11 protein-coding genes are annotated in these 12,577 nt (G+C 69.8%); 8 read left to right on the plus strand and 3 right to left on the minus strand.

Annotated features, from left to right (window positions below):
- Positions 1-90: 90 nt before the first annotated feature.
- The 4 genes from NAF06_RS13925 (at position 91) to NAF06_RS13940 (ending at position 3,442) form a co-directional block, all read left to right on the plus strand.
- Complete coding sequence (locus tag NAF06_RS13925) at positions 91-756, plus strand: DNA methyltransferase (protein ID WP_049908884.1); 666 nt, start codon at positions 91-93, stop codon at positions 754-756.
- The gene (locus tag NAF06_RS13930; RefSeq protein ID WP_008586750.1) at positions 756-1,538 is read left to right on the plus strand and encodes a DNA-methyltransferase; all 783 of its coding nucleotides are present in this window, start codon (positions 756-758) and stop codon (positions 1,536-1,538) included. Before NAF06_RS13925 ends, NAF06_RS13930 begins: the two co-directional genes overlap by 1 nt.
- Before the next feature lie 106 nt (positions 1,539-1,644).
- Positions 1,645-2,517, plus strand: a complete 873-nt coding sequence (locus NAF06_RS13935; RefSeq protein ID WP_008586747.1) for a hypothetical protein — start codon at positions 1,645-1,647, stop codon at positions 2,515-2,517.
- 175 nt (positions 2,518-2,692) lie between these two features.
- Complete coding sequence (locus tag NAF06_RS13940) at positions 2,693-3,442, plus strand: CbiX/SirB N-terminal domain-containing protein (RefSeq protein WP_080507170.1); 750 nt, start codon at positions 2,693-2,695, stop codon at positions 3,440-3,442.
- 102 nt (positions 3,443-3,544) lie between these two features.
- Here NAF06_RS13940 and NAF06_RS13945 read toward each other — a convergent pair whose 3' ends face one another.
- The 3 genes from NAF06_RS13945 to cobN are packed head-to-tail and all read right to left on the minus strand — an operon-like array spanning position 3,545 to position 9,043.
- Entirely contained in the window at positions 3,545-4,327 is a 783-nt protein-coding gene (locus NAF06_RS13945; protein ID WP_008586742.1) for a cobalt-precorrin-7 (C(5))-methyltransferase, read from the minus strand.
- Positions 4,324-5,115 carry a precorrin-8X methylmutase gene (locus tag NAF06_RS13950; RefSeq protein WP_008586740.1) on the minus strand — a complete coding sequence of 264 codons (792 nt, stop codon included), beginning with the start codon at positions 5,113-5,115 and terminating at the stop codon, positions 4,324-4,326. The genes NAF06_RS13945 and NAF06_RS13950 overlap by 4 nt, the downstream gene beginning before the upstream one ends.
- Positions 5,105-9,043 (minus strand): cobaltochelatase subunit CobN, encoded by a 3,939-nt coding sequence (gene cobN, locus NAF06_RS13955; protein ID WP_008586738.1) that lies wholly within the window; start codon positions 9,041-9,043, stop codon positions 5,105-5,107. Before cobN ends, NAF06_RS13950 begins: the two co-directional genes overlap by 11 nt.
- 33 nt (positions 9,044-9,076) lie before the next feature.
- Here cobN and NAF06_RS13960 point away from each other — a divergent pair, with 33 nt between their 5' ends.
- From NAF06_RS13960 to NAF06_RS13975, 4 genes are read left to right on the plus strand one after another with little or no spacing between them, the layout of a single operon-like run.
- Positions 9,077-11,287 (plus strand): VWA domain-containing protein, encoded by a 2,211-nt coding sequence (locus NAF06_RS13960; protein WP_049908877.1) that lies wholly within the window; start codon positions 9,077-9,079, stop codon positions 11,285-11,287.
- Between the two features lie 38 nt (positions 11,288-11,325).
- On the plus strand, positions 11,326-11,514 hold the full coding sequence (locus tag NAF06_RS13965) for a CbtB domain-containing protein (protein ID WP_008586733.1): 189 nt from the start codon (positions 11,326-11,328) through the stop codon (positions 11,512-11,514).
- Complete coding sequence (locus tag NAF06_RS13970; protein WP_008586730.1) at positions 11,514-12,236, plus strand: CbtA family protein; 723 nt, start codon at positions 11,514-11,516, stop codon at positions 12,234-12,236. The genes NAF06_RS13965 and NAF06_RS13970 overlap by 1 nt, the downstream gene beginning before the upstream one ends.
- Positions 12,236-12,577 carry a (2Fe-2S) ferredoxin domain-containing protein gene (locus NAF06_RS13975; protein ID WP_008586728.1) on the plus strand — a complete coding sequence of 114 codons (342 nt, stop codon included), beginning with the start codon at positions 12,236-12,238 and terminating at the stop codon, positions 12,575-12,577. Before NAF06_RS13970 ends, NAF06_RS13975 begins: the two co-directional genes overlap by 1 nt.

Raw genomic sequence — 12,577 nt, forward strand, 5'->3', positions numbered from 1 at the left:
TATAAGCGCCTATGGGTAGGTAACCACCTGCGTAATATCCGGATGGTGGAGAACTCAAGTAGCCAGCCCGCCCAAGACACTGGTAATCAGATGTATTTAGTCGATCTGCGGGAACAAATTCGGAGTTCGGACTCCCTCGACGCGGCTCTCCGATCTACAGACGGCGTCTGGGAGGACATCTACGAGGCGATGGAGCCGACGGAGACGCTCTGGGTCATCGCCCCCAACGACTACCGTGACGGTCGGATGTGGCCGTGTGCGTTGGCATTTGCGGATTACATTCGAGACGGAGCCGCCTTCGATCTCAAGAACACGATCAGCGTACACTCACGCGAAGCCACCACCGACGAGCCCGACCTCCGGCCGAGTTACTGCGACATCCTCTTTCTCGTGCGCGACAAGCGAAACTATCAGTTCCACAAGGACCGGATACGGGTCTCACACGTCTACGAGGGGAACGAGTGGGGTGACGACCGAGAGACCGGCCAAAGCGCCTATCACGACACGGAAGTCAGACGGTACAACCCGGAGGGCAAAGACCCCGGTAACGTCTGGCTGCGCGAAGACCGCACTCAGACGAGCGATCAGTCCGTGGACGAAACCGGCACCCTCTCTCTCTCCGAAGCCGTCCGGCGGTGCGTGCTAGCGGGGTCGGGCGACGGGGAGACGGTCAACGCGCTGTGGGCCGACGACTTCGAAGACGCGATCACCGCCGAGAACCGAACGATGAACGATATCGAAGCGGGGACGTTGTGATGCCGGAACTCGACGACTTCCCCGACCTCGACGTTCACTGGAGTTCCAGCGAGGAGATGGCCGAAGTCGAGGACGGGTCCGTACAGTCCGTCATCACTTCGCCGCCCTACTGGGATCTGAAAGACTACGGGCACGAAGAGCAGATCGGCACCTCCGACGAGTCCTACGAGCGCTACCACGACCGTCTGGACCGAGTCTGGAGCGAGTGCTACGACGTCCTCCGCGAGGACGGCACGATGTGGATCGTCGTGGACACGGTCATGGAGAGAGGCGATCTCAAGCTGTTACCGTATCACATTGCGGAGCGCGCGGAAGCTGTCGGGTTCGTCCTACAGGACGTGGCGGTCTGGCACAAACCGACCGCCATCGCGGGGATGACCGACAGAAACGTCGTCAACAAAAAGGAGTACGTGGTCTATCTCTCGAAGAACAGGGACCACGAGTTCGACGACGGGGATCGAGAGCACGGCCTCGAAGACCCCGCGGTGTCCGAAGGCGATCGACTCGGCAACCTCTGGAGACACCCCGTCAAGCGCGGATCCGTCGGTACCAACGTGCTTCATAAAGCCCCCTATCCCGCGTCCCTCGTCGACAGGATCGTGAAGGTCTCGACCGACGAGGGCGACACCGTTCTCGACCCGTTCCTCGGCAGTGGCACGACCGCGAAGTCCGCCCTTCGCCTCCAGAGAAAGTGTATCGGCTACGAACTCAACGAGGACTTTGACGACGTCATCGCCGACCGCCTCTCCGATCTCGCGCAGCAGTCGCTCACCGACTTCTGAGTCCGCGACCGCTTCGGTTCACCGTCGCGTAGACACATAGGAGATCACCTATACAACGGCGATCGCGGGCTCATACTATATGCGGTGATGGCGAGCGAATACCGACGTGTCAGACAGCGACCCTTGGACGGATGTCCTCGGATATACCGATCTGGGAACCGAACGTCGCGAAGTCATCAAAGAGGAGATAAAAGAACTCGTTCAGAACCTCCCGCAGGACCATCCGGGGATCTTCGAAGACCACGACGTCTCCGCCCGGGACTACTCCCGGAACCTCGACACCGCGATCCACTCGTTGGACGGCACGATCAAGGCCAAGAGAGGCAAAGACAACGAGGACGTCGTTCGGGAGGTCTTTCTCGAACCCGGTCGGGAAGCCGGGCTACTCGAGTTCACCGACCAGCGGGGGAGCGAACGGATCGATTTCAAGGGCACGCTCGCCACGGGCGACACGTTCGCGATGGACGTGAAGGGTGGCGAGGGGCAGTCGATCGGACACCTACTTGTTCCGTCCAACACCGACGTCCTCTCTCTGTGGAGCGAGCGCAACTCTCGGAACACGAAATCCCCCGCGTCTCGACTGAACGAAGTCATCAACCGAGCGGTTCGCTGGAGCCTGAATCAGAGCGAAGACCTCTCCGTGATGGTCGTGCGCGACGAGCCCGCGGGGGCGCGGACGGACGAAGGCGAAGTCATCCCCGACGTTGTCGTGTTCCCCGAGGAGTTCCCGACGCCCGAGAACCCGAACCCCTCGATGCCCGACATCGATGACCTCGAATACGCCAGGATCGTCTTCGAGATACTCACCGGAAACGGAGACCTCAGCGCCGAGGGGACGCGGAAACACATCTGGTGGCACGAACTCGAGTATCGGCACGACGAGGAGAAGATCGACAAACGGATCTACAACGACTACGACGACAGCATCACTCTCACTACTCAGTCCATAGAGTTCGAACGCATCTCCGACGTTTCGTGACGAGCGCCGACTGCGTCGGAGTGACGAGCGACGCCGCGTAGCGAGCCGACCGCTCCGGACGGATCTGCGCCGGTCCCGGTGAGGGTCCGGACGAGACACGTGGATAACTTATTTACCCGACGCCCGCGACGCCAGTAACAAGTCCGATTGTAGTAGGACAATAAAATTTGTACACATGCCACGGGAAACACTTCTCCTCGTCGGGCGCAGCGAGGTGCGATCGGTCGCGGAGCGGCACGCCGATCGGTTACGGGACGCCGGTATCGCCGACGCGGTCACTACCGCGACGTACGAGGTAGAGCCGGAATCGGAGCTCAGAGGGGCGTTATCGGACGTCCGCGGAGACCGCGTCTACGCGGTCCCGATGTGCTTCGCGCACACCCACGAGACCCTGAAAGACGTTCCCAGAGCGTTGAACCGGCTCTCCGCCGAGGTGCGATACTGCGACCCGGTCGGGAAGCGCCGGGCCGTGACCGAGGCGATCCGGAACCGGGCCGAGGCCGCGAGCGACGCCGACGCGCTCGTGCTCGTCGCCCTCGGAAACAGCCGCGACGACCACGCGCGAACGGTCGCCGCGTCCCACGCGGCCCGCCTGCGGGCCGAGTTCGACGAGGTCCGCACCGCGTACCTCCTCCAGAGTCCGGCCGTCGAGTGCGCGCGGTACACGCTCGACGCCGACCGCGCGGTCGCGTGTCCGCTGTTCGTCGGCGACTGCGAGGCGACCCGAGACCGGATCCCGGAACAACTCGAGTTACATCGCGGCGGGATCGACTACGCCGACCCCTTCGGCGCGGACGACGTCGTCACCGACGCGATCGCCGCCGCGGTCGAGCGCGCCCGGGAGACCTCGCCGGCCGCCGCGCCGGGCCCCGACCTCGTCGCCGACGCGGAGCCCGTGGCCACGGACGGCAGCGGGCGGGACTGACTCGGTTCTTCTCGTCTTCCTCGAAACCGGGCGGGGTCAGTCGCGGGTCGACCCAATTCCGCCGGTCAGGCTCCGCCGATCCGGTTCCATGGGTCCGGTCCCCTACCGTCGAACAACCAATACGGACAGATCGGAGAACGGCGAGTCGCTCGGCTCGTCGCCGCCCGCGTGTCCGGCGAGGTCGCGGAGCGTCGTTCGGGTGACCCGCTCGTCGTCGTGGGTGAGTCGCTCGCAGACGAGCGCGTCCGCCTCCGGGTCGCCGCCGTGTTCGAGCAGGTCCGCGGCCACGTCGCCGGGCATCCAGTCGAAGGGGCGAGGCAGCACGAGCAGGTGACGCTTCCCGACGTCGCGGCGAAGCCGGTCGATGCCCTCCGTGAGGTCGCCGCTCTTGTGGAGCGTGACGAACGTCGAATCTTCCATCGGGGTGCGCGCTCGACTGGCCGCGACCTGTAGCGAGGAGATCCCCGGGACGACGCGCACCGCGGCCGACCCGTCGGTCGCGTCGTCGACCGCGCGTTCGACCTTCCCGACGAACTGGTAGCCGGAGTGGTTCGGGTCGCCCATCAGGACCGCCGTTCCGCGTTCTCCCCGGGCCACGCGGTCGGCGAACGCGTCGAGCGCGTCCGCCTCGTCGCGATAGCCGCAGGTCAGACAGTCGGCGTCGGTGCGGTCGCGGACGAACTCGACGACCGTCTCGAACCCGACGACGACGTCCGCCTCCTGGATCGCGCGCTCGGCCCGCGGGACGAGGTACTCGGGGTTTCCGGGTCCGATGCCGACGGCGTGGACGGTCGCCGTCGACTCGCTTCCCCCGCTGTGCTCCGGACGCCCCGCGGCGTACGCCGTCGGGTCCGGCCCCTCGTCGAGGTCGTACTCGTCCGTCACGGGCCCTCACCTCGGAGTGCTTCGAGCGTCGTGTCGCCGTTTCGCACGTCGCTTGCGGCGTGAACGAGTTCGTTGGTGAGGCCGGCAGCCACCCCGGACCCGCCGCGCCGACCGACGTTCGTGACCGCGGCGACGCCGTGCGCCTCGGCGACCTCGCGCACCCGCTTCCGGCTCTCGGCAGCCTTCACGAATCCGACCGGCGTCGCGACGACGACCGCCGGCCGGGTCCCCTGCTCGATACAGTCGGCGAGCGCGAGCGCGGCGGTCGGCGCGTTCCCGACGACGGCTATCGCGTCCTCGTAGACGCCGCGCTCGTCGAGTTCGAGCACGCTCGCCGCGGTGCGGGTCATCCCGGTCTCCGCGGCGAGCTCCGCGCCGTTCCCGATCGCCTTCCTGACCTCGCAGTCGTGGCCGCGTCCCGTGACGCCCGACTTGACCATCGTGATGTCGGTCACGATCGGTCGCTCGTCGAGCACGGCCGCCGCGCCGGCCGCGACCGGGTCGTTCGCGAACCGCATCAGGTGCGCGAACTCGGGGTCGCCGGTGGCGTGGACCGCCTTCGCGCGCAGGCGGTCGGTCGGCGTCTCCTGCGGGACGAGCTCGTGGACCCTGTCCATGCTCGTCTCGGCGATGGCCATCGCGTCCTCGGTCGTCGCGCCGAGGTCGGCGTACGCGGCGGTCTCCCCGGAGTCGGCCGTCTCGCCGCCGTCGGTCGCCGCCCCGGAGTCGGCCGTCTCGCCGTCAGTCGCCGCTTCGTCGTCGGTCGCCTCTCCCCCGTCAGTCGTCATCGGCGGTCACCTCCGTCGGGTCGCGAGAGGCGCGCTCCTCGATGTCGCCGTCGACGCTGAGGTTGCGGTCCCGAAGCTCGCGGACCGTCTCCTCGTCGGCGTCCCAGAGCCCGCGCTCGACGGCTTCGAGGAGCGTGTCCGTGATCGACTCCAGCGCCCACGGGTTGACGTCCCGCATCCAGTCGGCCTGGTCGTCGTCGAGGGCGTACTTCTCGGCGACGTCCCGCCAGAGGCGGTCGGAGACGACGCCGGTCGTCGCGTCCCACCCGAGCGCCACGTCGACCGTCTTCGAGAGGTCGCCGGCCCCCTTGTAGCCGTGCTCCTCCATCGAGTCGAGCCAGTCGGGGTTGAGGACCCGCGCCCGCATCGCCTTCCGGACCTTCTCCTCGTTCGTGTAGACGTCGACGTTGTCGGGGTCGGAGGAGTCGCCCACGTACGACGCCGGCTCCTCGCCCGCCACCTCGGTGACGGCGGTGATGAACCCGCCGTGGAACGCGTACCAGTCGGAGGAGTCGAACTCGTCCTGTTCCATCGTGTCCTCGATCTTCACCGTCGCCTCGACGTTGCCGAGCCGACGCTCGAACGCGTCGTGCGCCGCCGAGGCGGTGCCGCGGGAGCCGAGGGCGTAGCCGCCCCACTGGACGTACACGTCCGCCAGGTCCGCGGCGTCGTCCCAGTTCCCCTCGTCGACGGCCTTGTTCGTCCCCGCGCCGTAGCCGCCGGGGCGTGTCGTGAACACGCGGTGTTTCGCGGCCGCCTCGGGGTCGTCGTGCCCTTCGGCCACCAGTTCCTCCGTCTCCTCCTCGACGTGCTTTTTGACGTAGTTCATCTCGTGCGGCTCGTCGAGGTCGACCACCGCGTCGACGGCGTCGTGGATCACGCTCGCGGCCTGCGGGAACGCGTCCCTGAACAGGCCGGAGACGCGGGTCGTGGCGTCGACGCGGGGACGGCCGAGCTCGTCGAGCGGGATCGGCTCCACGTCGTCGATCCGCCCCGCGTCGGTCCAGACCGGTTCGACTCCCATCATGGCGAGGACCTGCGCGATCGTCTCGCCGCGGGTCCGGACGGTCGGCGTCCCCCACGCGACGACGCCGATCTCCTCGGGGTACTCGCCCTCCTCGTCGCGGTGCCGGGCGAGCGTGTCGGCGGCGATCTCGCTGCCGACCTCCCACGCGGCCTTCGCGGGCACCTTCCGCGGGTCGAGGGTGTAGAAGTTCCGCCCGGTCGGGAGCAGGTCGACGCCGCCGCGGGTGGGCGCGCCGGAGCCCCCCGGCGGGACGTACTCGCCGGCCAGCGCGTCGGCCGTGCGCGGGATCTCCGCCTCCGCACCGCGAACCCGGGGCGCGGCCTCCTCGGCGATGAACCGCAGCGCGTCCCGGAGGTCGTCGTGGGCCCCCCCGCGGACGCGGGCGTCGCCGAGCGGGTCGATGTCGACGATCAGCAGGTTGATCGTCGTCTCGTCGCCCGCCCCGGCGTCCGACTCCGACTCGGGCACGTCGAAGCCGTGGGCGGCCAGCGCCCGGACGAGCTCCCTGCTCGTCTCGTACACCTCGTCGGCGGCCTCCCCGTAGGTCATCCCCAGCGTCTCGTCGTACTCGCCCGGCGCGTCGAGCATCCGGTCGTAGTCGACGCCGAGCACGCCGGCGACCGACTCGCGGAGGCTCGGCCCGCCCGGGTTCTCCAGCCGGGTGAGCGCGACGAGGTACTCGACGAGGCGGTCGTCGACCGGCGGCTCGCCCATCGTGTGGAGCCCCAACCGGATCTGGGTGTTCTTCACGTCGGTCAGGTACGCGTGGATCCGCTCGACGAGCTCCTCGACGGGGACTTCGTCGCCCTCGACCGCGCCGTCCGCGAGCGTCGAGCCGGCCTCGTCGGGGCCCCGGACCTCGGCCCGCTCGTCGACCTCGCCGGCGACCCCGAGCTCGACGGCGAGGTCGAGGTCGTCGACCGCCTCGCGGATGAGCTCGCCGAGCCGGGCCCCCTCGTCGGTGCGAACTTCGGTGCCGCCCGCCTCGCGGTAGCGGCGGGCGAGGTCCTCCAGCTCGGCAAGCTCGTCGTAGCTGCCGGCGCGTCGCATCACCGGCGTCAGGTAGTCCACGACGGCGGCGTACGAGCGGCGCTTCGCCTGCGTCCCCTCGCCCGGGTTGTTGACGATGTACGGGTAGACATTCGGGAGGTCGTCGATCAGGCCGTCCGGGGCCGACCCGGACCCGAGCCCGACCGTCTTGCCCGGCAGCCACTCCAGCGAGCCGTGCGTGCCGAGGTGGACGACGGCGTCGGCGTCGAACTCGTTTCGGAGCCAGCCGTAGAAGGCGACGTAGTCGTGCGGCGGCCACAGGTCGGAGTCGTGGTACACCTTCTCCGGGTCCATCCCGAACCCGCGCGGGGGCTGGACGGTGACGAGGACGTTGCCGAACTCGACGCCGGGGATCGCGAACGAGCGGTCGGGCGGGTCGCCCCACTCGTCGAGGACGCCGTCGCGGAACCGGTCGCTCTTCGCGTCGAACCACTCGGCGTACCGCGACGGCGACACCGTGTCGACGCTGCGCTCGCGCACGTCGCCGGGCGCGACCCACCGGTCGTCGAGCGTGAGCTGACCGGTGAGAACGTCGATGAGCTCCCCCCCATCGACCACCGGGCCGGAGCCTGTCGCGTCGCCGTCGCCCCCCGAGCCGAGGTCGTAGCCGCGACCGTCGAGTTCCTCCAACAGGTTCACCGTCGACTCGGGCGAGTCGAGGCCGAACGCGGTCCCGATCCCGTCGTCGCTCGGCGGGTAGTTGTGCAACACGACCGCGACGTTCTTCTCGTCGTTCGGCACGTGCCGAAGCTCCGCCCAGTTGACCGCGAGCCGCGCGGCGTGGTCGACGCGGTCCTCGATCGGGAAGTGCTGCTTGGGGGCGGAGCCGATGCCCGCGGCGTCCTCGGTCCGCTCTTTCCCCGAGATCGGGTGCGTGATCACGTTGCCGTCGAACTCGGGGAGCGCGACGGAGAGCGCGAGCTCGAACCCCATCACGCCGGTGTCGCTCGACTCGTACCGGGAGCGCGAGCGCATCGTCGTCACCGTCTGTATCACCGGGACGCCGAGGTCGTCGAGGAACACGCCCTCCGCGTCCGCCCCCTCGTCCGCGGCGTCGCGACCGCGCTCGCTCATCGACAGCGAGAACATGAACGACGAGAGGACGGCGTCGACGACCGGCTCGCCGCGGTCGTCGGTGAAGTAGTGCTCGGCCGTCCACTTCGCGTCCTCCTGCTCCGCCTCGTCGCTGACGGGGTTACAGAACACGGGGAGCGCGTTCGCCCCGAGCGCCTCCAGCCGGCGGACCTGCGCGTCGACGTACCGGACGTTCTCGTGGGTCCAGTGCGACTCGTAGAACCAGACGCCGACCGTCGGCGCGTCCGCGTCAAAGTCCGCGATCAGCTCCTCGTAGTCCGCGCCGGGGTGATCAGGGTGGTAGACGCCCTCCGTCGGGAGTTCGATCGGGTCGTCGATCCCGCCCGCGACCCCGTCTCCGTCGCTCGCGACATCGCCGTCGCCGTACTCCCGAGCGAGGAACCGGATCCCGTTCGCGATGTTGACCGCCCCGCCGCAGTCGAGGTACTCGCAGACCGTCGCTCGGTCGCCCGTCGCGACGGTGGTGTCTTCCGGCGCGAACGCGTCGCCCGTCGCTTTCACGACGACCGGCACGCCGGCGTCCCGGAGTTCGTCGACCGCGAACTCGTACGCCGGCATGCTGTCCTTTCCGCCGTGGAGCCAGAGGACGACCGCGGTCGCGTCCCGGATCTCGTCGACGAACTCCGCCGCGTCGCGCTGCTCGTCGAGGTCGCCGTCGGACCGAACGACGAGGTCGATCCCCGTCAGCCGTTCCGCGGCCGTCTGGACCGCCCCCAGCTCGTTCTCCGTCGCCGTGTAGAGGCCGATTTTTGTCACAAGCTATTAAACCTCCTCTGTAGTAACACAAGTATGGTTGATTTGGGAACAAAGAAAAAAGTTTCCACCCCCTTGCCGGCGGTCGTCGGGCAGGCGGATCTCAAACGGGTGCTCCTGGCGCTGGCGGTCGAACCGAGCCTCAGCGGGGCCCTTCTCAGGGGAGAGAAGGGGACCGCCAAGTCGACGTCCGTCAGGGCGCTCGCGGACCTGTTGCCCGAACGGGCGGTCGTCGCCGACTGCCCGTACGGCTGTCCGCCGCCGGACGCGACCGGGGGCCCGGACGGCCCTCCCGAGAGCGACCGGTGCGCGTCGTGCCGCGACCGAGAGGACCCGCCGGTGGAGACGAGACCGGCCCCGCTCGTGACGCTCCCGCTCGGTGCGACCCGGGACCGGGTGGTCGGGACGCTCTCCGTCGCCGACGCGCTCGACGGCGACGCCGAGTTCGACCCGGGGCTGCTCGCCCGCGCCAACCGCGGCGTCCTCTACGTCGACGAGGTCAATCTGCTTCCGGACCACCTGATCGACGTGCTGCTGGACGCCGCCGCGACGGGGACGAACCGAGTGGAGCGCGACGGCGTCAGCGTCACGCACCCGGCCGACTTCACGCTGATCGGGACGATGAACCCGGAGGAGGGAGAGCTTCGACCGCAGCTGCGCGACCGCTTCGACCTCTGCGTCGACGTCGCGGGGAGCGACGACATCGACGAGCGCGTCGAGATCCTGAACCGCGTCGTCGACGACGGCGACGGGCGTGACCTCCGCGAGGAGTACGCGGCGGAGACCGCGGCCCTCCGCGAGCGCGTTCGCGAGGCGCGGGCCCGCCGCCCCGCGATTCCCGAGGGGTTCAAACGCGACGTCGTCGAGCTCTGCCGCGGCGCGGGCGTCGACGGCCACCGCGCCGACTTCGCCGTCGCCCGGGCCGCCCGGGCGTTCGCCGCCCTCGACGGGCGACCGAAGGTCATCGAGTCGGACGTGGCGGACGCCGCCGAGTACGCGCTGAACCATCGGTTACAGAGTCGCCCGTTCGACGAGGCGGCCGATCCGGAGGAAGTGGTCGACGAACACTTCGGGGACGACGCCGCCGAGGGCGACTCCGATCCGGAGAGCGACCTCGACCCGGAGGGCGACGCCGACCCGCAGGGAGACGGTGACGAGGGGAATACCGGGAGTTCCAATCCGGACGGGAGCGACCCAGACGGGGAGTCCGGATCCGAGGGAGGATCGATCGGCGGAGAGCGTCGCTCCGACGCGGGCGACGAGGGAGGCTCCGACGAGCCCGATCCCGACGGGTCCGACCGCGATCCGTCCGGCGGTCGTGGCGGCTCCGACTCGCGGAGCACCGGCGACGCGGAACCGCCGACGGACGACGCGGCGACCGCCGACCGCGCCGAGGGGGGACAGGACGACGGTGGCGACACCGACGGCGAGGACGAGGCCGCACCGATCCCCCCCGGCGGCGCTCGCGCGGGAGTCGCCGACGCGACGGCCCCGGAGGTTCCGGCCCCCGAGAACACCGGTGACGCGGCCGGCGACGGCGACGGCCGACACGCGGCGGCACCCTCTCCCGAGGGTCGGGGACCGATGGTGCGGGCGGATCGCGCGTCGGGGTCGGGACCCGTGGACCCGGCCGCGACCGTCCGGGCCGCGGTGCGGAACGGCCGGTCGCGACCGACGGAGACGGACCTCCGACGTGCGGTCCGAGCGGACGACGCGGAGACGCTCACGGTGTTCGTCGCGGACGCCAGCGCCTCGATGGCACCCGCGATGCGCGCCGCCAAGGGGGTGGCCCTGGAGCTGCTGCGCGACGCGTACACCGAGCGGGACGAGGTGGCGCTGGTCTCGTTCGGCGGCGACGGGGCCGAGGTGCTCCTCCCGCCGACGACGAGCGTCTCGCTGGCCGCGCGCCAGTTGAAAGAGCTCCCGACGGCGGACCGGACGCCGCTCCCGGACGGGCTCCGCAAGGCCGCGACGCTCGTCGAGCGCGAAGCGCCGGCCGCGGCGACGGTCGTGCTCGTCTCCGACGGCCGCGCGAACGTCGCGAACGGGAGCCCGACGGCCGCGACCCGACGAGCGGCCCAACGGGTCGCGGAGACGGACGCGTCCGTTCTCGTCGTCGACGCGGGCGAGTCCAGGGCCGGCGTCCTCGACATCGTGTGCGAGGCGACGGACGCGAGCCGGACCCCGCTCGCCTCGCTGTCGCCGGAATCGGTGCTCGAAGACCACTCGGGTTTCCGCGGAGCGTAAGTTTTACAACCTGAGTTTACTTTGTCCAAATCGGATTTATGTCGACGAACACCGACACCGTCGCAGACCGGTTCGTCACGGCCGGGGCACAGATCGATCCGCTGACCGCGCTCACCGCGCTGGCGCTCGTCGCGGCGCTGGGCTTCACGCTCCTGTTCCTCCAGGACCCGCTCGCTCACGACGCGTTACACGACTTCAGACACGGGGCCGGCATCGTCTGCCACTGATGATCGACCGACTCCGATCCGGCGTCGCCGCCGGAGCCCTCGCCGGGCTCGCGTACGGCCTGTTCACGTGGCTGGTCGCCTCGCCGCTCGTTCACCACTTGGAGCACCTCGCGTCCCACGGCGGCGACCACGGACACGACGCGGCACCCGCCGTGGGCGAGACCGCGACGGCGGTCGTCAGCGCCGGCGGCGGCGTCCTGTGGGGCATCCTGTTGGGGGCCGCGTTCGGCGTCGCGTATCACCTGTTCGAGCCGGCGCTCCCCGGCGGAGCGCTGAAACCGTACGTCCTCGCGGGGACCGGATTCCTGACGGTCTCGGTCGCCCCGTGGACCGTTCTCCCGCCGGCCACGCCGGGCATGGAACCGCTGTACGGGACGTCGCTCCGCGTTCCGCTCTACCTCGGTCTGATTGTTCTCGGCGGTCTCGTCGCGGCGACGAGCGTCCTCGGGTACGTCCGCGCGAGCCGGGCCCGCGGTCGGGGTGCCGGAATTCTCGTCGCGTCGCTTCCGCTGGCGGCGCTCGGGCTGCTCTCGGTCGTCGCTCCGCCGACGCTGGCCGGCGGGGGCGCTCCCGCCGAGCTGTCGGCCGCGTTCCGGTGGCTCGTCGGGTTCTCGCAGGCCGGGCTCTGGACGCTGATCGCCGTCGCCTTCTCGCGTTTCGACCGACGCGTCGGTCGGCGCGTCGCGGGCTCGCCGACCGCGACCGCGAGGGGAGCGGACTGATGGAGCGACGGACGGAGCGGATGCACGAGCGCGGAGTGAGCGCGACCGTCCTCGTCTGTACCAACGAGCGGACCGAGCACGCCGCCTGCGCCGCCGTCGACGGCGGCGCGGTCGCCGACGCCGTCCGCGACTGGCTCCGCGAGCGCGACCGCTACTGGTCGGAGGTCGCCGTGGCGGAGACGTCCTGCCTCGGGATGTGTAGCGAGGAGGGCGTCGCCGTCGTCGTCCAACCGCGAGACGAGTGGTTCGCGGCGGTAACGGTGGAGGACGTGCCGACGCTCATGGCCGAGACGGTCGGTACCGCCGACGCCGCCGCGGGGGAGTCGGCGACGACCGGCTGA

The sequence above is a fragment of the Halorubrum hochsteinianum genome (assembly GCF_023702125.1).
GTDB classification, from domain to species: domain Archaea; phylum Halobacteriota; class Halobacteria; order Halobacteriales; family Haloferacaceae; genus Halorubrum; species Halorubrum hochsteinianum.

Coding starts and splice junctions, on each gene's coding strand:
- NAF06_RS13940 (WP_080507170.1), top strand. CDS start 2,693: ATGCCACGGGAAACACTTCTCCTCGTCGGGCGCAGCGAGGTGCGATCG.
- NAF06_RS13960 (WP_049908877.1), top strand. CDS start 9,077: ATGGTTGATTTGGGAACAAAGAAAAAAGTTTCCACCCCCTTGCCGGCG.
- NAF06_RS13930 (WP_008586750.1), top strand. CDS start 756: ATGCCGGAACTCGACGACTTCCCCGACCTCGACGTTCACTGGAGTTCC.
- NAF06_RS13965 (WP_008586733.1), top strand. CDS start 11,326: ATGTCGACGAACACCGACACCGTCGCAGACCGGTTCGTCACGGCCGGG.
- NAF06_RS13970 (WP_008586730.1), top strand. CDS start 11,514: ATGATCGACCGACTCCGATCCGGCGTCGCCGCCGGAGCCCTCGCCGGG.
- NAF06_RS13950 (WP_008586740.1), bottom strand. CDS start 5,115: ATGACGACTGACGGGGGAGAGGCGACCGACGACGAAGCGGCGACTGAC.
- NAF06_RS13975 (WP_008586728.1), top strand. CDS start 12,236: ATGGAGCGACGGACGGAGCGGATGCACGAGCGCGGAGTGAGCGCGACC.
- NAF06_RS13925 (WP_049908884.1), top strand. CDS start 91: ATGTATTTAGTCGATCTGCGGGAACAAATTCGGAGTTCGGACTCCCTC.